At 73.6% G+C, this 19756-nt stretch carries 10 protein-coding genes; 8 read left to right on the plus strand and 2 right to left on the minus strand.

Annotated features, from left to right (window positions below; all coding sequences use genetic code 11):
• The first annotated feature begins 95 nt into the window (after positions 1-95).
• From IE317_RS00270 to IE317_RS00300, 7 genes are all read left to right on the plus strand, one after another.
• Positions 96-6902: a type I polyketide synthase gene (locus tag IE317_RS00270; protein WP_191305971.1), complete on the plus strand. Its 6807-nt coding sequence runs from the start codon at positions 96-98 to the stop codon at positions 6900-6902.
• 26 nt (positions 6903-6928) lie between these two features.
• Complete coding sequence (locus tag IE317_RS00275; protein WP_229902420.1) at positions 6929-11233, plus strand: beta-ketoacyl synthase N-terminal-like domain-containing protein; 4305 nt, start codon at positions 6929-6931, stop codon at positions 11231-11233.
• Complete coding sequence (locus tag IE317_RS00280) at positions 11230-11544, plus strand: acyl carrier protein (RefSeq protein ID WP_191305973.1); 315 nt, start codon at positions 11230-11232, stop codon at positions 11542-11544. The genes IE317_RS00275 and IE317_RS00280 overlap by 4 nt, the downstream gene beginning before the upstream one ends.
• Positions 11541-12347 (plus strand): alpha/beta fold hydrolase, encoded by an 807-nt coding sequence (locus tag IE317_RS00285; protein WP_191305974.1) that lies wholly within the window; start codon positions 11541-11543, stop codon positions 12345-12347. Before IE317_RS00280 ends, IE317_RS00285 begins: the two co-directional genes overlap by 4 nt.
• Positions 12347-13513 (plus strand): glycosyltransferase, encoded by a 1167-nt coding sequence (locus IE317_RS00290; RefSeq protein ID WP_191305975.1) that lies wholly within the window; start codon positions 12347-12349, stop codon positions 13511-13513. Before IE317_RS00285 ends, IE317_RS00290 begins: the two co-directional genes overlap by 1 nt.
• Positions 13514-13650: 137 nt before the next feature.
• On the plus strand, positions 13651-14487 hold the full coding sequence (locus IE317_RS00295; RefSeq protein WP_191305976.1) for an SDR family NAD(P)-dependent oxidoreductase: 837 nt from the start codon (positions 13651-13653) through the stop codon (positions 14485-14487).
• Positions 14488-14549: 62 nt separating this feature from the next.
• Positions 14550-16580 carry an MDR family MFS transporter gene (locus tag IE317_RS00300; protein ID WP_191305977.1) on the plus strand — a complete coding sequence of 677 codons (2031 nt, stop codon included), beginning with the start codon at positions 14550-14552 and terminating at the stop codon, positions 16578-16580.
• Positions 16581-16584: 4 nt separating this feature from the next.
• On the opposite strand, the gene IE317_RS00305 is transcribed toward IE317_RS00300, so the two are convergent.
• Positions 16585-17421 (minus strand): PHP domain-containing protein, encoded by an 837-nt coding sequence (locus IE317_RS00305; RefSeq protein ID WP_191305978.1) that lies wholly within the window; start codon positions 17419-17421, stop codon positions 16585-16587.
• A gap of 79 nt (positions 17422-17500) precedes the next feature.
• Between IE317_RS00305 and ligD the strand changes: the two genes are divergently transcribed.
• Positions 17501-18445, plus strand: coding sequence for a non-homologous end-joining DNA ligase (ligD, locus tag IE317_RS00310; protein ID WP_191305979.1), 945 nt, complete (start codon positions 17501-17503; stop codon positions 18443-18445).
• A 70-nt stretch (positions 18446-18515) separates the two neighbouring features.
• Here the strand turns inward: ligD and IE317_RS00315 are convergent, their stop codons facing one another.
• A complete protein-coding gene (locus tag IE317_RS00315; protein ID WP_191305980.1) occupies positions 18516-19712 on the minus strand; it encodes a thiolase family protein in 1197 nt (398 codons plus the stop codon).
• Positions 19713-19756: the final 44 nt, after the last annotated feature.

Genomic DNA, 19756 nt, shown 5'->3' on the forward strand with positions numbered 1-19756 from the left:
GCTATGAAATCGCGGGGGGTTGTTGACGGCACCGAAGGAACCCGCTTAAGTACTCCCCGTTACCCTTCACCCTTTCGTGCGTAGCGGGAGTTCCCATGCGTCTCTCGAAAGACGACTCCGTGCCGGCCGAGCTGGTCGTCGCCGTGTCGCCGCTGCGATGGCCGTCGGCGCGCGGGGTCGCCGCCGCGGCACGCGGGGGCGGGCTCGGCGTGCTCGACCTGACGGCCGGGGGTGCCGCGGCCGCGGAAGAACTCGCGCTGCTGGGCGAATGGGGTGTCCCGGCGTTCGGCGTCCGGGTGGCGCGACCGGCCGACCTGCCCGACGCCGTGACCACCGTGCTGCTGACCGAGGACGCCGGGTGCACGCCGCAGGACTTCCCGGGACGGCACGTGCTGGCCGAGGTCACCTCCCGGGCCGCGGCCCGCCGGGCCGTCGCGGCCGGTGTCCACGGCCTGATCGCCCGCGGCCACGAATGCGGCGGCCGGGTCGGGGAACTGAGCACGTTCGTCCTGCTGCAGGCCCTGCTCGCCGACGACACCTTCGCCGTCCCGGTGTGGGCAGCGGGCGGCATCGGGCCGCAAACCGCCGCGGCCGCCGTCGCGGGCGGCGCGGCCGGGGTCGTCGTCGACACGCAGCTCGCGCTGCTGCCGGAAGCCGAACTGCCCTCGGCGCTCACCACCGCCGTCACCGGCCTCGACGGCTCGGAAACGACCGTCGCCGACGGTGTCCGCGTCCTGGCCCGGCGGGGCATCGACCCCGTCGAGGCAGGTCAGGACGTCTTCCTCGCCACCCGGTTCCGCGACCGCTGGGGCACGGTGACGGCGGCGGTGCGCGGCCTGGCCGACGCCGTCGGCGAGGCGCTGCGCCTGCCGGACGCGGTGCTGGGCCCCGGCTGCGCGGGCAGCCGCGCGCTCGGCACGGCGCTGCCGGTCGCGCAGGGCCCGATGACCCGGGTCAGCGACCAGCCCGCCTTCGCGGCGGAGGTCGCCTCGGGCGGGGCGCTGCCGTTCATCGCGCTCGCCCTCTCCGGCCCCGGCCAGACCCGCGACGTGCTGGAACGGACCCGCGCGGCCGTCGGGGACGCACCCTGGGGCGTCGGTGTCCTCGGCTTCGCCGCCGACGACGTCAAGGCCGCGCAGCTGGCCGTCATCCGCGAACTGCGGCCCACGCACGCGATCATCGCCGGCGGGCGGCCCGCGCAGGCCGCGGCCCTGGAAGACGCCGGCATCGCCACCTTCCTCCACGTGCCCTCGCCGGGCCTGCTGAAGCAGTTCCTCGAGGCGGGCGCCCGCAAGTTCGTCTTCGAAGGCTCCGAATGCGGCGGGCACGTCGGCCCGCGCACCAGCTTCCCGTTGTGGGAAGCCCAGCTCGGCGTGCTCGCCGACTTCCTCGCCACCACTCCGGACGCGGCCGCCGACCTGCAGCTCCTGTTCGCCGGCGGCATCCACGACGAACGCTCGGCCGCGATGGTGGCCGCCCTCGCCGCCCCGGCGGCCGCGCGCGGTGCGGCGATCGGCGTGCTGATGGGCACCGCCTACCTCTTCACCCGCGAGGCCGTCGACGCGGGCGCCGTGCTCCCGCTGTTCCAGCGCCGGCTCCTGGAAGCCGAGCACACCGACCTGCTCGAAACCGCGCCGGGCCACGCCACCCGGTGCGTGCGCAGCCCGTTCACCGAGGAGTACGCGGCGATCAAGGCGGACCTCGCCGAGCGCGGCGTGCCGAGCCGCGACGCCTGGGAGCAGCTCGAAACGCTCAACGTCGGACGGCTGCGCCTGGCGAGCAAGGGCATCGAGCGCGTCGGCGCCGAGCTGCGGGACGTCGCCGAAGACCGGCAGCTCGCCGAGGGCATGTTCATGGCGGGCGAGGTCGCCGTGCTGCGCTCGGCCGTCACCACGATCGCCGAACTGCACACCGCGGTCGGCGAAGGGGCGAACGCCTTCCTGCGGGCGCGGGCCGCCGAGTTCGGCGTCACCGGAACCGAACCGCCCGCGCCCGAACCGCTCGACGTCGCGATCGTCGGCATGGCCTGCATGTTCCCCCAGGCCCCCGACTTGGCCGCGTTCTGGGCAAACATCCTGGCCGGCGCGGACGCCGTCACCGAGGTGCCGCCGCAGCGCTGGGACACCTCGCTGTACTACGACCCCGAGGGACAGGGCGAGCGGACGCCGTCGCGCTGGGGCGGGTTCCTGCCCGAGATCGGCTTCGACCCGCTGAAGTACGGCATCCCGCCGTCGTCGCTGGCCAGCATCGAGCCCGTGCAGCTGCTGGCCCTGGAGGCCGCGCACCGCGCGCTGGCCGACGCGGGTTACGCCGACCGCGCGTTCGACCGGACCCGGACGTCGGTGGTGTTCGGCGCCGAGGCGGGCAGCGACCTGTCGAACGCGATGACGCTGCGTTCGGTGCTGCCGTCCTACGTCGGCGAGCTGCCGTCCGAACTGGACGAACGGCTGCCGAAGATCACCGAGGACTCCTTCCCGGGCGTGCTGGCCAACGTCATCGCCGGGCGGATCGCGAACCGGCTCGACCTGGGCGGGGCCAACTACACCGTCGACGCCGCGTGCGCGTCGTCGCTCACGGCGGTCGACGTCGCCTGCAAGGAGCTGACCGCCGGAACCAGCGACCTCGTCCTCTGCGGTGGCGCGGACCTGCACAACGGCATCAACGACTACCTCCTGTTCGCCTCCGCGCACGCTCTTTCGCCCACCGGCCGGTCGGCGACGTTCGACAGCGCCGCCGACGGCATCGCCCTCGGCGAAGGCGTCGCCTGCATCGCCCTGAAGCGCCTGGCCGACGCGGAACGCGACGGCGACCGCGTGTACGCGGTGATCAAGGGCGTCGGCGCGGCTTCGGACGGCCGGGCGCTGGGGCTGACGGCGCCGCGGCCCGAAGGCCAGTACACCGCGCTGACCCGCGCGTACCGCAATGCCGGCGTCTCGCCCGCGCACGTCGGGCTGGTCGAGGCGCACGGAACCGGCACCGTCGTCGGCGACCGGACCGAGCTCGGCACGCTGACGAAGGTGTTCACCGAGGCCGGGGCCGCGCCCGGCGCGTGCACGATCGGCTCGGTCAAGTCGCAGATCGGGCACACCAAGTGCGCCGCCGGCCTGGCCGGGCTGATCAAGGCCGCCCTCTCCGTGCACACCGGCGTCAAGCCGCCGACACTGCACCTTTCGGCGCCGAACCCGGCGTGGGACCCCTCGACCAGCCCGTTCGTCTTCCAGCCGGCCGCGCAGCCGTGGACCGCCCCGCCGGCTGAGCGGTTCGCCGGGGTCAGCGCGTTCGGCTTCGGCGGCACCAACTTCCACGTGGTGCTCGCCGCGCACGACGGCGTCCCGCCCGCGCAGGCCGCGCACGAGTGGCCCGCGGAGCTGTTCACCTTCGCGACGGAACCGGCGGCGCGGGAGCTGCTGGACCTGGCCACCGAGGTCCCGGCGGGCCGGGAGCCGTGGCGGCTGCGGGACCTGGCGCTGGCGGCCGCGCGGCGGGCGCAGGGACGCCCGGCGCGGTTCGCCGTCGTCGCGTCCACTGTGGACGAACTGACCGGACTGCTGCGGCAGGCACTGGCCGGGCACGACGCGCCCGGCGTGTTCCGCGCGGACGACGCGGTGGCGGGCGAGCTCGCGGTGCTGTTCCCCGGCCAGGGCAGCCAGCGGCCGGGCATGTTCGCCGAGCTCTTCGTCGCCTTCCCCGACCTGCAGCGTTACCTGCGGCTCGACCCCGCGACGGCCGAGACCGTCTTCGGGCCGGCGGTGTTCGGGGAGACGGCGCGGCAGGAGTCCCTGGCGCGGGTCACCGACACGCGCGTCGCCCAGCCCGCGCTCGGGATGGTCGGGCTCGCCGCGTTCCGGCTGCTGACCCGCGCCGGCGTGCAGCCCGCGATGCTGGGCGGGCACAGCTACGGCGAGCTGGCGGCGCTCGCCGCGGCGGGCGCCCTCACACCGGAAGGGCTGGTGCACGCCAGCCACGTCCGGGCGGCGGCGATCCTCGACGCGGTCCCGGAGGGCGACCCCGGCGCGATGGCCGCGGTGTCGGCGTCGGCCGCCGAGGTGCAGGCGGTGCTCGGCGCTTCGCCGGTCGTCCTGGCCAACCACAACTCGCCCCGGCAGACGGTGATCTCCGGGCCCACGGCCGACGTCGAGGCGGCGGTCGGGCAGCTGCGGGACGCCGGGCTCGGCGCGAAGCGGATCCAGGTCGCGTGCGCGTTCCACAGCCCGCTGGTGGCGTCCGCGGGGGAGGCGTTCGGCGCGGCTCTGGACGCGATCGGCGTCGTGCGGCCAGCGGTCCCGGTCTACGGCAACCGGACGGCCGCGCCCTACCCGGCTTCGCCGGACGCGATCCGCGGTGAGCTGGCCGCCCAGCTGGGTGCGCCGGTCCGGTTCGTCGAGCAGGTCGAGGCGATGTACGCGGCCGGGGCGCGGGTGTTCGTCGAAGCCGGACCCGGGACCGTGCTGGGCAGGCAGGTCGCCGCCATCCTCGGCGACCGGCCGCACCGGACGGTCGGGTTCGAACAGCCGGGCCGCCGCGGCCTGCCGGGCTTCCTCGGCGCGCTGGCGCAGCTGGCGGTGGCCGGTGTGCCGGTCGAGACGGCGTGGCTGTTCCGCGGCCGCGACGCGGTGGACGCTTTCGTGGTGCCGCGCCCGAAGCGTCCCGGGTGGACGGTCGACGGCCACCTGCTCCGCGCGGCCGACGGCACGATCCCGGCGGGGGCTCTGCGTCCCGCGGAGCGGATTTCGCTCGGGGTGGTGGCCGCGGCGCCCGCCACCTCGGAGGCGATGGTCGCGGACTTCCTGCGCACGAGCCGCGAGATGATCGCGGCCCAGCGGGACGTGCTCCTCGGCTTCCTCGGCACGGAAGCGCCGTTGCCGGTCTCTGCGCCGATCACGGTCCCGGTCGTCGAGCCGCCGGGGGTGGTGCCGGTCGCGCCGCCCGCCGCGGCGTCGGTGCTGGAGACCGTGGTCGAGGTGATCGGGGAGCGGACCGGGTATCCGGTGGAGATGATCGAGCCGGACCTCGATCTGGAAGCCGACTTGAGTGTGGACTCGATCAAGCGCGCCGAGATCGCGGGCGAGCTGGCGTCCCGGCTGGGGCTCGCGGGCGGTGACGTGGAGGAGTTCGCCAAGGCCCGGACAGCGGCCGCAATCGCGAAACTGATCGGCGACCCGGACCCCGCGGCGGCGTCGGTGCTGGAGACCGTGGTGGCGGTGATCGGGGAGCGGACCGGGTATCCGGTGGAGATGATCGAGCCGGACCTCGATCTGGAAGCCGACTTGAGTGTGGACTCGATCAAGCGCGCCGAGATCGCGGGCGAGCTGGCGTCCCGGCTGAACCTCGAGACCGGCGGCGACGTCGAGGAACTGGCCAAGGCCCGCACGGCGGCAGCAATCGCCGAGCTCATCGACGTCGAGCGCCCCAATGTGGCCTTCGGTGCGTCAGACGCAACGAAGGCCGCCTTGGGTGCGTCTGACGCAACCAAGGCCACATTGGGGCGCTTGGAACCGGGCGAGCCCGCGCCGCTCATCGTTGCGCCGAAACGCCTGGTCATGGCCGAGACCGAGCTCGCACCAGCCGGGGCTCCCGACGTTGCCGGGCGCAAGTTCCTCCTCCACGGCCGCGGCCCGCTCGCTGAGGCCGTCCGGGCCCAGCTCACCACGCTGGGCGCCACCGCCGAGGTCGCCGACGAGGTACGCGCCGGGTTCGACGGTGTCCTGTTCCTGCCGGGAACTGCGCTGCCGTCCGCCTTCCCGCAGTACCAGGCCGCCCTCGCCACCAAGCCGAGATGGCTGCTGACCGCCGGCCCCGGCGAAGGCCTGCGCGGCTTCCACCGCAGCCTCGCCCGCGAATACCCGGACACGCTCACCCGCGTGGTCGAACTGCCACCGGACGAAGCGCCCGAAGCCCAGGCGACCGCGCTCGTCGAAGAACTGTCCACAGTAGATCAAGAACCGGTCGTCGTGTGCAAAGGCGGCAACCGTACCGGCTTCCGGATGACGGAGCAGGACCTCGGCCCGCTCGGCAGCAGCGGCGCCGGCCCCGCGGGCGACGGGGCCGCCGAAGCCGCCGCGATCGGCCTGGACCGGGATTCGGTCGTCCTGCTCGTCGGCGGCGCCAAGGGCATCACCGCCCGGTTCGCCGCGACCCTGGCCGCGGCCGCCGGCTGCCGGATCGAACTCCTCGGCCGGACCCCGGTGCCCGCGAACCAGGACGAATATCCGGAGGCCGAAACGGCCAACGACCTCCGCGCGGCGCTCATCGAAAACGGACTGAAGAGCCCCGCCGAGATCGAACGGACCGTCCGCCGGATCCAGGGCGAACGCGAGGTCCGGCGGACGCTGGCCCAGCTGGAAGCCCTGGGCAGCCCGGCGCGCTACCAGTCGGTCGACATCCTCGACGCCGAAGCCGTGCACCGCGCGGTCAAGGAGATCCACGCCGAGCACGGCCGCCTCGACGGCATCGTCTACGCGGCCGGCGTGATCGAGGACAAGCTCGTCGCCGAGAAGACGCCGGAGTCGTTCGAGCGCGTGTACGGCACCAAGGTCGACGGCGCCCGCACCCTCCTCGAAGCCACCGCCGACCTCCCCGACGAGCCCGCGTTCGTGGTCCTGTTCGGCAGCATCGCCGCGGCGCTCGGCAACCGCGGCCAGTCCGACTACGCCGCCGCCAACGACGCCCTCGAGACGCTCGGCCGCCGGTGGCCCGCCGGACGCGCGGTGACCGTCCACTGGGGACCGTGGGCCCCGACCGGCGAACACGACGGCATGGTGACCCCCGAGCTGATGCGTGACTACGCCCGCCGCGGCATCGCGCTGATCGATCCGGAGGAGGGCACCCTCGGCCTGCTGCGCGAGCTGGCCTGGGGCCGTCCGGACACCGGGGCCGTCGTCCACACCGCCTCGGGCTGGTGACGGACATGCGCGTCGCCATCGTCGGGATGTCGGTGCTGCTGCCCGGCGCTCCCGACCTGGCGAGCTACTGGCGCAACCTGGCCGGCGGCGTCGACGCGATCACCGAGGTCCCGCCCGGCAAGTGGGACCACGCGCACTACGCACCGGACGAGCAGCGCCGCGCCGACCGGCTCTACTGCCGGCGCGGCGGGTTCGTCGACGAACTGGCCGAAGTGGACGTCACCGGGTTCGGGATCATGCCGAACTCCGTGTCCGCCACCGAGCCCGACCAGCTGATCGCACTGCGCGTCGCGGCGCAGGCCGTCGCCGACGCCGGCGGTCCGGACCGGCTGCCCGCCGACCGCGCGAAGGTCGGCGTGGTGCTCGGCCGCGGCGGCTACCTGACGCCCGGGCTGGTCCGCCTCGACCAGCGCGTCCGCACCGCGAGCCAGCTCGTCCGCACCCTCGGCGAACTGCTGCCGGACCTGGACGCCGACCGGCTCGACGCCGTCCGCCAGGCCTTCACCGACCAGCTCGGCCCGGAGGCCCTCGAGTCGGCGATCGGGCTGGTGCCGAACCTCGCCGCCTCGCGGCTGGCCAACCGCCTCGACCTGCGTGGCCCGGCGTACACGGTGGACGCGGCGTGCGCGTCCTCGCTGATCGCCGTCGACCACGCCGTGCGGGAACTGGCCACCGGCCGGTGCGACGTCGTCCTCGCCGGCGGGGTGCACCACTGCCACGACATCACCTTCTGGAGCGTCTTCACCCAGCTCGGCGCGCTGTCGCCGTCCGAGCGGATCCGGCCGTTCCACCGCGACGCCGACGGCGTGCTGATCGGCGAAGGCACCGGCGTCGTCGTCCTCAAGCGGCTCGACGACGCCCAGCGCGACGGCGACCGGGTGTACGCCGTGATCACCGGCACCGGCGTCGCCTCCGACGGGCGCACCGCGAGCCTGGCCAGCCCCGACTCCGGCGGCCAGGTCCGGGCCGTCCGCCAGGCGTGGGCCGCGGCGGGCCTCGACCCGGCCGCGCCGGACTCGATCGGTCTGCTGGAGGCGCACGGCACCGCGACCCCGGCGGGCGACGCGGCGGAACTCGCCACCCTCGCCGAGGTCTTCGGAACCCGGGGGAGCGCGGTACTCGGCTCGGTGAAGTCGATGATCGGCCACACGATGCCCGCGGCCGGGATCGCCGGGCTCGTGAAGGCGGCCCTGGCCGTGCACCACGGCGTTCTCCTGCCGACCCTGCACTGCGACGATCCGCACCCGGGTCTGGCGAGCACTCGATTCTCCACTTTGGACACGGCGAAACCGTGGGACGCGCCGGTGCGCCGCGCCGGGGTCAACGCGTTCGGCTTCGGGGGCATCAACGCCCACGTCGTGCTGGAACAGGCGCCCGGCCGGGCGAAGCCGGTCGTGGTGCGGGAGCCCGAACGCGTGCTGCGGCTCGCCGCGCCGACCGTCGACGCGCTGCGCGAAGCGTTCGACCGGCCCGGCCCGCAGGAAACCGGCGACGGCCCGGTCCGGCTCGGCATCGTCGACCCGACGGAGAAGCGGCTGGCCCTGGCCAGGAAGGCACTGGCCCGGGGCCGGGCCTGGCGCGGGCGCAACGACGTCTGGTTCGCCGACCGCCCCCTGCTCGGGCCGGGCGGCGGCAAGATCGCGTTCCTCTTCCCCGGCCTCGAGTCGGAGCTCACGCTCGACTGCGGCGACGTCGCCCGCCACTTCGGCCTGCCGTGGCAGCACGCCCACGTCGAAGTCGGCGACGTCGGGCGGCAGGGTGCCGCGGTGTTCGAGCTGGGCCGGCTGCTGCACGCCGCTCTCGGCCGGCTCGGTGTCACGCCGGACGCCGTCGCCGGGCACAGCCTGGGCGAATGGACAGCGATGGCTGTCGCCGGCGTCTACGCCGAAGCCGAGGTCGACGCGTTCCTCGCCGGGTTCGACCCGGACGCGCTCGTCGTCCCCGGGCTCGCCTTCGCCGCGATCGGGGCGCCCGCGCCGCGGGTGCTCGAGGAGCTGGCCGGGCGCGCGGATGTCGTCCTCTCCCACGACAACTCCCCGAACCAGGCCATGATCTGCGGGCCGGAAGCGGCCGTCGGCGCGCTCGTGCAGCGGTTCCGTGACGCCGGGGTCGTGGCGCAGGTGCTGCCGTTCCGGTCCGGATTCCACACCCCGATGCTGCGGCCGTACCTGGGCCCGATCCGCGAAGCGGCCGAGCGCTTCACGCTGCACCCGCCGGCTCTGCCGCTCTGGTCGGCGACGACGGTGTCGGAATACCCGGCGGCCGCGGCCGAGGTCCGCGACCTGTTCGTGCGGCACCTGCTGCAGCCGGTGCGGTTCCGCCCGCTCGTGCGGGCACTGCACGACGCCGGGTTCCGCGCGTTCGTCCAGCTCGGCGCCGGCCAGCTGGGCTCGCTGGTCGGCGACATCCTGCACGGCGAAGAGCACCTCGTCGTGGCGGCGCACTCGGGGCAGCGTCCCGGCCTCGCGCAGCTGCGCCGGGTCGCGACCGCGCTATGGGCCGACGGCTTCGACGTCGACTTCGCGCGCCTGCCCGGTGAGCGCCCGGCCGCCCCGAAGGCGGTCAAGCTCGACCTCGGCGGCCGCCTGATCTCCCTCGACGAACAGGTTCGTGCGCGGATCGCGCTGCCGGCGACGCGGAAGTCCGGTGTCGACGATCTGGCCGCGAAGGGGCCGCTCGCCGCCGAGTTCGCCGCCCTGCTGGCCGACACCGCCGAGCTGGCGTCCACTGTGCTCGCCGGCCGCCCCGAAACGCCACTTTCCCGGGAAAGTGACATGTCGGGTGGGCACTTTCCCGGGAAAGTGCCCCCGCCGGGGGAGCTGGAGACGACACTCACGGTGTCGCTGGAGGCGATGCCGTACCTGCTCGACCACTGCTTCTTCAAGCAGCCGCCCCAGGCCGACCCCGGCGACCGCTGGCCGGTCGTCCCGGCCACCACGGTGATCGACCACCTGATGCGGTTCGCCGAGCAGGCCGCACCCGGACGGCACGCGGTCGCCGTGCACGACGTCCGGCTCAGCCAGTGGATCACCGCGGTGCCGGCGGTCACCGTGCCGGTGCGCGTCCGGCCACAGGGCGCCGACCGGGTGCACGCGGCCCTCACCGGCTACTCGCAGGCCGTCGTCGAACTCGCGCCGCAGTACCCGGCCGCCGCGCCGGCGCCGTGGCGGTTCCCGGCGTCGGCCGAGCAGGTGCCGGAGACCACGGCGGCGCAGCTGTACGACGAGCGCTGGATGTTCCACGGCCCGCGCTTCCAGGGCGTCACGGAGCTGACCGCCGTCGGCGAACGCCACGTGCGGGCGGTGCTGACGACGCCGGACGCGCCGGGCGCGCTGCTCGACAACGTCGGCCAGGTGCTCGGCTACTGGATCATGTCCCGGCTGCCCGAGCGGACCACCGTCTTCCCGGTCGCCATGCGCGAAATCCGGTTCCACGGCCCGCACCCGGCGCCCGGTGAGCGCCTGGAGTGCCTGGTCCGGATCACCGGGCTGACCGACGAGTTCCTCGACGCCGACATGCAGCTGGTCCACCACGGCGCTGTCTGGGCCGAGTTGACCGGCTGGCGCGACCGGCGGTTCGACAGCACCGCGCACATCCGCCAGGCCGACCGCACCCCCGAGCGTTCGACGCTGTCGCACGAACAGCCGGGCGGCTGGGCGCTGGTGCACGAGCAGTGGCCGGACCTGGCCACCCGCGAGCTGATCATGCGCAACTACCTCGCCGGTCCGGAGCGCGAGGCCTACGAACGCCGTCCGCCGCGGGGGCGGCGACAGTGGCTGCTCGGCCGGATCGCGGCCAAGGACGCGGTCCGGCAGTTCCTCTGGGCCCGCGGCGAACCCGAGATGTTCCCGGCCGAGCTGCGCATCGGCAACGACGAGGGTGGCCGGCCGTTCGCGACCGGCGCCTACGGCCGGGCGCTGCCGCCGGTGACGGTTTCCGTGGCGCACCGCGCCGAAGCCGGGGTGGCGATCGCCCGCCACGGGCCGTGCGGCATCGACGTCGAAGAGGTCGCCCCGCGTTCGGAGTCCACTGTGGAGGCCGCGCTCGGGCCGGGAGAGCTGGCGCTGTTCGCGGGCCTGTCCGGCGATCCGGAGGTCTGGTTCGCCCGGTTCTGGACGGCGAAGGAGGCCGTGGCGAAGCTGCGCGGCACCGGCCTGCGTGGCGAACCCCGGGACTTCGAGGTCGTCGCGGCCACCCCGGACGAGCTGACCGTCCGCGTCGCGGGCCGCGCGTACCGCGTGTGCTGTGCCGACGTCGAAAACCCGCCCGGTGCGCCGCCGCGCCGCTACGTCGTCGCCTGGACCGAAGAGACGAAGGAGACTGCCGGATGAGCATCGAGACCACGGCCGCGAACGAGGTGACCGTGCTCGCCCAGCTCGGCGAAATGCTGCGCGAGCTGCTCGAGGAGTACGGGCTCGACGGGGAAGACATTGCCGAAATCACCATGGAGACGACCTTCCACGACGACCTCGAGCTGGAGAGCGTCGACCTGGTGGCGTTGTCCGGGCAGCTGCGCGAGCACTACGGCGACCGCGTCAACTTCGCGACCTTCATCGCCGAGCGCGACCTGGAGGAGATCATCGCGCTGACCGTCGGCGAGCTCGTCCGGTACATCGTCGCCTCCCTGCGGGCGACGGCGTGAGCCGGATCCGCGCGGGCGAGCTGGACGTGCACGTCCAGCGGCTCACCCCGGACGGGCCGCCGGACGGCGACGCGCCGATCGTGGTGTGCGTCCACGGCCTGCTCACCGACAGCCTGGCCAGCTACTACTTCACGCTCGGCCCTGCCTTCGCCGAACGCGGCCTCGACGTGCTGATGTACGACCTGCGGGGGCACGGACGGACCACGCGGCCCTCGTCCGGGTACCACCTGGAGCGGTTCGTCGACGACCTCGTCGCGGTCCTCGACGCGTGTGACGTCACCCGGCCGGTGCACGTCGTCGGCAACTCCTTCGGTGCGTCGGTGGCGTTCGGGCTGGCCGCCGCGCGGCCGGACCGGGTGGCGAGCGTGGTCGTGATCGAGGGCGAACCGCCGACCGAGGAGTGGACCCGGCACATGGCCGACGGGCTCGCCGATGCCAAGACCCGGCTGGCGATCGACGAGGTCATCGGCTGGATCGCCGACAACCACGGCGCGCACACCGCGCGGCTGTCCAAGGCCGCGAACAAGATCCTGCAGACCACCACGATCGCCGAGGACATCCCGCGCAGCGCGACGATCGCGGCGGACCTCTCGGCCGTGCGCTGCCCGGTGTTCGCCATCTTCGGCGGCGACTCCGGGCTGGCGGCGCAGGTGCCGCACTTCGAGACCCACCTGGCCGGCTGCCGCTGCGTCGTGCTGCCCGGCCAGGGGCATTCGGTGCTGGTCGAGCGGACCGCGGAGGTCATCGAGCTGATCGCCGACTGGGTTCGCGACACCGCGCGCACGCAGGCCCGGGTGCGGTAGTGGCCCGGTTCCTCTTCGTCGTCCCGCCACTGGTCGGGCACGTCAACCCGGCGGTCGGCGTGGCGGCCGAGCTCACCGCGCGCGGCCACGAGGTCGCCTGGGCCGGCCACGCCGAACTGCTGTGGCAGCTGGCCGGTCCGGAGGCACTCGTGTTCTCCTGCGCCGTTCCGGACCTGCCCGTGCGCCCGGCCGGGCTGAAGGGACCGGCGGCGCTGCGTTTCCTCTGGCGAGACTTCCTCGTTCCCCTGGCCGACGCGATGGCTCCCGGCGTGGCCGCGGCGCTCGACGCCTTCGAGCCGCACGTCGTGGTCGCCGACCAGCAGGCACTCGCCGGTGGCCTGCTCGCCGAAGCCGCCGGCCTGCCGTGGGTCACCTCGGCGACGACGTCGGCCGAGCTGGTCGACCCCCTCGCCGGGATGCCGAAGGTCGGGGAGTGGGTCGGCGCGCTGCTCGACGGGCTGCGCGCGCGGATCGCCGGCGGCCGCGGCACGCCGGACCCGCGGTTCTCGCCCCACGGGGTCCTCGCCTTCACCACCCGCGAACTGCTCGGCCCGGCCACGCTTCCGCCGTCCGTCCGGCTCGTCGGTCCGGCGCTCGGCGCCCGGCCGTCCACGACGGACTTCCCGTGGGACTGGCTCGACCGTCCGCGGCCGACAGTGCTGGTCTCCCTCGGCACGGCGAACACGTCCGCGGGCGCCGGGTTCCTGGCGGCGACGGCCGAGGCGTTCGCCGGGTCGCCCGCGCGCGCGGTGATCGCCGACCCGGGCGGCGTGCTCGGTGACGTCCCGCCGAACGTCCTGGTGCGGCCGCAGGTCCCGCAGCTGCCGCTGCTGCCGCGGGTCGACGCGGTGGTGTGCCACGCCGGCCACAACACGGTCTGCGAAACGCTGTGGCACGGCCTGCCGCTGGTGGTCGCCCCGATCCGCGACGACCAGCCGATCGTGGCGGCCCAGGTGGTCGCGGCGGGCGCGGGCATCCGCCTGAGGTTCGGCCGAGCGGACGCCCCCCGCATCGCGGCGGCGATCGAGGAGGTCCTGACGGAACCGTCGTACCGCCGCGCGGCCGAAGTGGTGGCGGCTTCGTTCCACTCGGCGGGCGGGAGTGCTGCGGCGGCGGGGCATCTGGAGCAGCTGGCGTTGGAAAGCCTGGCGCACCTGCGGACGTAGGTTTTGCCGGTCCCGACGGGGAACCGGCGAAGTGACCGTGCAGGTGTACGCGCAGGAAGCGGGTGCACTCGCCGGTGCGCAACGCGCGGGATGACTTTGACGCGCAGCTGAGCCATTCCCGCGGCACACTGGAAACCATGGGCTTCCTGGACGGGCGGGCCGTGGTGATCACCGGTGCCGGGCGCGGGCTGGGGCGGGCGTTCGCCCGGCACGCGGCCGCCAGTGGCGCCGCGGTGGTCGTCAACGACGTCGATGCCGAACCGGCCGGCGAGACGGTGGCCGCGATCGTGGCCGACGGCGGCACCGCCGTGGCGAGCGTCGGCTCGGTGGCCGACCCGGACTACGCCCGGGCGCTGATCAGCCTGTGCGGCAAGGAGTTCGGGTCGCTGGACGGGCTGGTCAACAACGCCGCCGTCGGTTACCACGCGGCGCCGTGGGAGGACGACGACGCCGGGCGGGCCCGCGCGCTGGTCGAGACCAACGTGCTCGGCCCGCTCCACTGTGGCACCGCGGCCGCGAAAGTCATGTGTGCCCGGGGTCGCGGCGTCATCGTCAACGTCACGTCCGGGTCGATGGTCGGGCAGCGCCGCGCTGCCGCGTATTCGGCGTCGAAGGGCGCGGTGGCCTCGATGACCTATTCGTGGGCGGGGGATCTGGCGGAGCACGGCGTGCGGGTCAACGCCGTCAGCCCGATCGCCTGGACCCGGCTGATGGCCGCCGACCCGAACGGCAACCGTGACGCGCCACCGCCCGAACGGGTGGCGCCGCTGGTGACGTACCTGCTCAGCGACCTCTCGGCCGGCGTCACCGGGCAGGTGCTGCGGCTCGCCGACGGGCACCTGCACGCCGTCCGCCAGCCCGCGATCATCCGCCCCGTCCTGCACCGGGAGACCTGGACCGTGGAGGAGATCGCCGCGGCCGTCGACGGCGAGCTCGTCCTCGAATCGCCGCCGCGGGAGCGCTGGACCCTTTGAGCGGCCCGGACCACCGGAACGGGTGGCTATCCACAGTGGACGCCGGCTACTAGCTTGGAGAGATGACGGCCACCGCGGAGGTCACCCCCGGCGCCGCGGGGCCGCCCGTCCTGAGCCGCGGCCGGGTCAACGCCGTGTTCGGGGCCGTGCTGCTCGGCATGCTGCTGGCGGCGCTGGACCAGACCATCGTCGGTACCGCCCTGCCCACCATCGTCGGCGACCTCGGCGGCGCCGGGCACCTGTCCTGGGTGGTCACGTCCTACCTGCTGGCCGAGACGATCATGACGGTCGTCGTCGGCAAGCTCGGCGACCTGTTCGGCCGCAAGCTGATGTTCCAGCTGTCGGTGATCGTGTTCGGCATCGGCTCGTTCTGCGCCGGCTTCGCCGACAGCATGGTGTGGCTGATCGTCTGGCGCGCGGTGCAGGGCCTCGGCGGCGGCGGGCTGATGGTGACCTCGACCGCGCTCATCGCCGACGTCGTCCCGCTGCGCGAACGCGGCAAGTACCAGGGCGTGCTGGGCTCGGTGTTCGGCGTGGTGACCGTGGCGGGCCCGATGCTCGGCGGGTTCTTCGTCGACCACCTGTCGTGGCGGTGGGCGTTCTACGTCAACATCCCGCTGGTCGTCGTGGTGCTGGTGGTGGCGTCCTCGGCGATGCCGAACGCCCGCGCGGCGGTCAAGCCGGTGATCGACTACCTCGGCATCCTCCTCATCGGCCTCGCCGCGACCGGCCTGACCCTGGTCACCAGCTGGGGCGGCACGCAGTACGCGTGGGGCTCGCCGGTGATCGTCGGGATGGCGATCGGCTCGGTGCTGCTGCTGGCCGCGTTCGTCTTCGTCGAGCTGCGGGCGAAGGAACCCATGCTGCCGATGCGGCTGTTCCGCAACCCGGTGTTCACCGTCGGCGGGATCATGAGCTTCGTCGTCGGGTTCGCGATGCTGGGCGCGCTGTCCTACCTGCCGACGTACATGCAGTACGTCCAGGGCACTTCGGCGACGACGTCCGGGGTCCGGCTGCTGCCGATGGTGCTGGCGCTGCTGGTGGCGTCGATCGCCGCGGGCAACGCGGTGAGCCGGACCGGGCGGTACAAGATCTTCCCCCTGACCGGGGCGGCGGGCATGACGATCGGGCTGTACCTGCTTTCCCGGCTGGACACCGGCACCGGGTTCTGGGAGGCGTCGGCGTACATGGCCGTGCTGGGCCTCGGCATCGGGCTCGGCATGCAGGTGCTGACCATCGCGGTGCAGAACACGGTCGACTACGCCGACCTCGGCGTCGCGACCTCGGGCGTGACGTTCCTGCGCTCGATCGGCAGCTCGTTCGGGGCGGCGATCTTCGGCACTGTGTACGCGAACCAGCTGACGCCCAAGCTGGCCGCGCTCCCGGTGCCGCCGGGGGTGGACCCGCGGGCGCTGCAGGTCCCCACGGCGTTGCACGCGCTGCCTTCGTCGGTGTCTGCGCCGGTGATCCGCGCATACAGCGACTCGCTGCACGTCGTGTTCCTCGCGGCGGCGCCGGTCGGCTTGGTGGCGCTGGTCCTGGCGTTCTTCCTGAAGGAGGTCCCGCTGCGTGACACGGCCCGCGCGGCGGCCCCGGACCTCGGCGACGGCTTCGCGATGCCGGAGGCCCGCACCGACGACCGCGAGCTGGAACGCGCGGTGGCGACGCTGTTCTTCCGCGAGCGCCGGAAGGTGGCACCGGCGATCATCGAGCGCGCCGGTGGGGAACTCGACGAGGGCGGGATCTGGTGCCTGCTGCAGGTCCACCTGCGGGAACGCCGCGGGTCGCCGGCGACGCTGCGGGAGATCGGTTCGTCCTTCGGCGTGCCCGCGCAGGTTTTGGAGCCGGCGTTCAACCGGCTGGAGCTGACGGGCCACCTGAGGTACACCCGCGACGGCTGGGCGCTGACGGCCGCGGGCCGCGAGGAGTTCGGGAAGGTGGTCCGCGCCTGGCACGACTGGCTGGCCGACCGCCTCGGCGACTGGGGCCCGGCCAACCGCGCCGAGCTGGACGCGGCGATCGGCCGGGTCGCGGCCCGGTTGATGGACCAAAGTGCGGAGTCGCGCACCTCCGGTCGCCACGCCCTGGCCTGAAGGGTCAGCGGCGCCAGAAGTCGTGCGGGGTGCGGCCGGGGCGGAAGCCGCAGGACTCCACCAGGGCCGCCGCATCCTCGAAGCCGTGGCCGACCAGGCCCGGCTCGTGGGCGTCGCTGCCGAACGCCACCGCCTCGCCGCCCACCTCGAACCACCACCGGAGCACCTCGCCCGGCAGGGGGACCTTCGTGTTCACCTCGAGCGCCCGGCCGCTCGCCCGCAACGCACGCAGCACCGTCCGGAACTCCTCCTCGAACTCCGCCGCCACGAACGGCGGACCCTCGCCGGGCCACGAGCGCAACGCGTAGTCGATGTGGGCCAGCACCGCGAAGTCCGCCGTCGACTCGACCAGCCCGAGCACCTCGCCGAGGTAGGCCCGCAGCAGCTCGCCCGGCGACCGGTCCGAAACCAGCGTCACCTCCTGGTGGTGCTCGCCGCCCGGCAAGGAGTGCACCGAGCCGAGCACGCGGTCGAAGTCGTAGGCGGCCAGCAGCGCGTCGGCGCGCGGACGGTGCCAGTGCGGCTCGCTCAGCTCCACACCCGACAGGATCCGCAGCTCCGGAAACCGTGAACGGCAGTCCTCGATGCACGCCAGATACCCCGCGACGTCGAGCTCCGGTGGCTCCAGGACGCTGTCCGGACGCAGCCGCACCCGGAAGTGGTCCGGCAGCAGCGGGCGCACCGGCTCCGGCACCAGCCACGGCGTCAGGTCCGCGTGCTCGGTGAACGCCACGGACGGCAGGCCCAGCTCGACGGCCCGTTCGCACGACCCGCGCATGGAGCCGGTGATCGTGTCCCAGGACCATTCGGTGTGGACGTGCCCGTCCGTCGGGAGGCTCACCGGCCCGATTGTGCACCACCGCCTTCCTCCCCACCGCCACCCTCAACGGAGGCGCTTCGCGCCGCTGTACCGTCATGCCATGGCGTCCAAGGCTGTGGAACTGGAAGTCGGCCCGCACACCGTGCGTATCTCCAACCCGGACCGGGTCTACTTCCCGGCCCGCGGCGAGACCAAGCTCGACCTGGTCAACTACTACCTGTCCGTGGGCGACGGGATCGTCAACGCCCTGCGGGAACGGCCCTGCATGCTGCACCGGTTCCCGTCCGGGGTGGCCGGGGAGAAGGTGCACCAGAAGCGGGTGCCGAACGGTGCGCCGCCTTGGCTGGAGACCGTCCGGGTCACCTTCCCGCGCTACAACCGGCACGCCGACGAGCTGTGTGTCACCGAGCTCGCGCACGTGGCCTGGGCGGTGCAGATGTCCACTGTGGAGTTCCATCCGTGGAACTCGCGGCGGGCCGACACCGAGAAGCCGGACGAGTGGCGGATCGACCTCGATCCGATGCCTGACTGCGGTTACGACCGGGTCCGGCGGGTTGCGCACGTGGCCCACGAGATTCTCGACGAGCTCGGCGCGGTCGGGTGGCCGAAGACCTCCGGTGGGCGTGGCCTGCACATCTACGTCCGGATCGAACCTCGGTGGGGGTTCGCCGACGTCCGGCGGGCTGCGCTGGCCTTCGCCCACGAGGTCGAACGGCGGGCTCCGGATGACGTCACCACGACGTGGTGGCGGAAGGATCGGGATCCGCGGCTGCTCTTCGTCGACTACAACCAGAACGCGCGGGATCACACGATCGCCAGTGCTTATTCGGTGCGGGGGAATCCGGAAGGGACGGTGTCGACGCCGATTCGGTGGTCGGAGATCGACGACGCCGAGCCGGGGGACTTCACCATTGCCACTGTTCCGGCCCGGTTCGCCGAGCTCGGTGACTTGCACGCCGGGATCGACAAGGCGGTGTTCTCGATCGAGCCGCTGCTCGAGTGGGCCGAGCGGGACGGGGTCGAGGAGCCGCCTGATCCGGAGTGAACGTTTCCGGCGGCACAGGCGCTCGTGAGCGGTGAGGCGGGCTAGAACCCGCCTCACCACTCACGAGACGTCAGTCCAGGCGCTCGATGATCGTCGCGTTGGCCAGGCCGCCTGCTTCGCACATCGTCTGGAGGCCGTAGCGGCCGCCCGTCTGTTCCAGGACCGAGAGCAGCGTGGTGGCCAGCCGGGCACCGCTGCCTCCCAGCGGGTGGCCCAGGGCGATTGCGCCGCCGTTGACGTTCACCTTGGCCGGGTCGGCGCCGACCTCCTGCTGCCAGGCCAGCACCACGCTGGCGAATGCCTCGTTGACCTCGAACGCGTCGATGTCCGACACCTCCAAGCCCGCCCTGGCCAGGACCTTGCGCGTGGCCGGGATGATTCCGGTCAGCATCAGCAGGGGGTCGTCGCCCGCGACCGCGAAACGGTGGATCCGGGCTCGTGGCCGCAGGCCCAGGGCCGCCGCCGTCTCGCTGCTGGTGATGAGCAGCGCTGCCGCGCCGTCGTTGATCGGTGACGAGTTGCCGGCCGTGATGTGCCAGCCCAGGTCCGGGAAGCGCTGCTCCCAGACGTCCGCGCGGAAGGCCGGCTTCAGCCCGGCGAGGATCTCCGGGGTGGTGCCCGGCCGGACCGTCTCGTCGGTCGTGATCTCACGCAGGGTTCCGTCGGGGCCGGGTGCCTTGAGGGGTGCCACTTCGCCCGCGAACTTGCCGTCCGCCCACGCCTTCGCCGCCCGCTGGTGGCTTTCCGCGGAGAACTCGTCCAGCTGCGTCCGGCTGAAGCCCCACTTCGCGGCGATCAGCTCCGCGCTGATGCCCTGGGGCACCAAGCCGTCCGGGTAGCGCGCGGCGACCTGGGGGCCGAACGGATCACGGCCGGCCACCTGGCTGCCCATCGGGACCCGGCTCATCGACTCGACGCCGGAGGCGATCACGACGTCGTACGCGCCGGCGATGACTCCCTGCGCGGCGAAGTGGACGGCCTGCTGGCTGCTGCCGCACTGGCGGTCGACCGTCACCGCGGGCACCGACTCCGGCAGCCCGGCGGCGAGCGCCGCCCAGCGGGCGGTGTTCATGCTCTGCTCGCCGATCTGGCCGACCGCGCCGCTGATCACGTCGTCGATCCGGGCCGGGTCGAGGCCCGTCCGCTCGACGAGCGATCGCAGAGCGTGGGCGTGCAGGTCGACCGGGTGCACCCCGGCGAGGGTGCCGTTCGGCTTGCCCTTGCCGATCGGGGTCCGTACCGCGTCGACGATCACCGCGTCCGTCATGGCGTCTGCCTCCTCGCAGATCGGGATGTCTTCGGTATACCCCC

Source organism: Amycolatopsis bullii (assembly GCF_014654205.1).
Taxonomy (GTDB): domain Bacteria; phylum Actinomycetota; class Actinomycetes; order Mycobacteriales; family Pseudonocardiaceae; genus Amycolatopsis; species Amycolatopsis plumensis.

What these genes read in the sequence shown, in the direction of transcription:
- IE317_RS00270 (WP_191305971.1), top strand. Translation starts at nt 96, where the DNA reads ATGCGTCTCTCGAAAGACGACTCCGTGCCGGCCGAGCTGGTCGTCGCC.
- IE317_RS00275 (WP_229902420.1), top strand. Translation starts at nt 6,929, where the DNA reads ATGTCGGTGCTGCTGCCCGGCGCTCCCGACCTGGCGAGCTACTGGCGC.
- IE317_RS00280 (WP_191305973.1), top strand. Translation starts at nt 11,230, where the DNA reads ATGAGCATCGAGACCACGGCCGCGAACGAGGTGACCGTGCTCGCCCAG.
- IE317_RS00295 (WP_191305976.1), top strand. Translation starts at nt 13,651, where the DNA reads ATGGGCTTCCTGGACGGGCGGGCCGTGGTGATCACCGGTGCCGGGCGC.
- IE317_RS00300 (WP_191305977.1), top strand. Translation starts at nt 14,550, where the DNA reads ATGACGGCCACCGCGGAGGTCACCCCCGGCGCCGCGGGGCCGCCCGTC.
- ligD (WP_191305979.1), top strand. Translation starts at nt 17,501, where the DNA reads ATGGCGTCCAAGGCTGTGGAACTGGAAGTCGGCCCGCACACCGTGCGT.
- IE317_RS00315 (WP_191305980.1), bottom strand. Translation starts at nt 19,712, where the DNA reads ATGACGGACGCGGTGATCGTCGACGCGGTACGGACCCCGATCGGCAAG.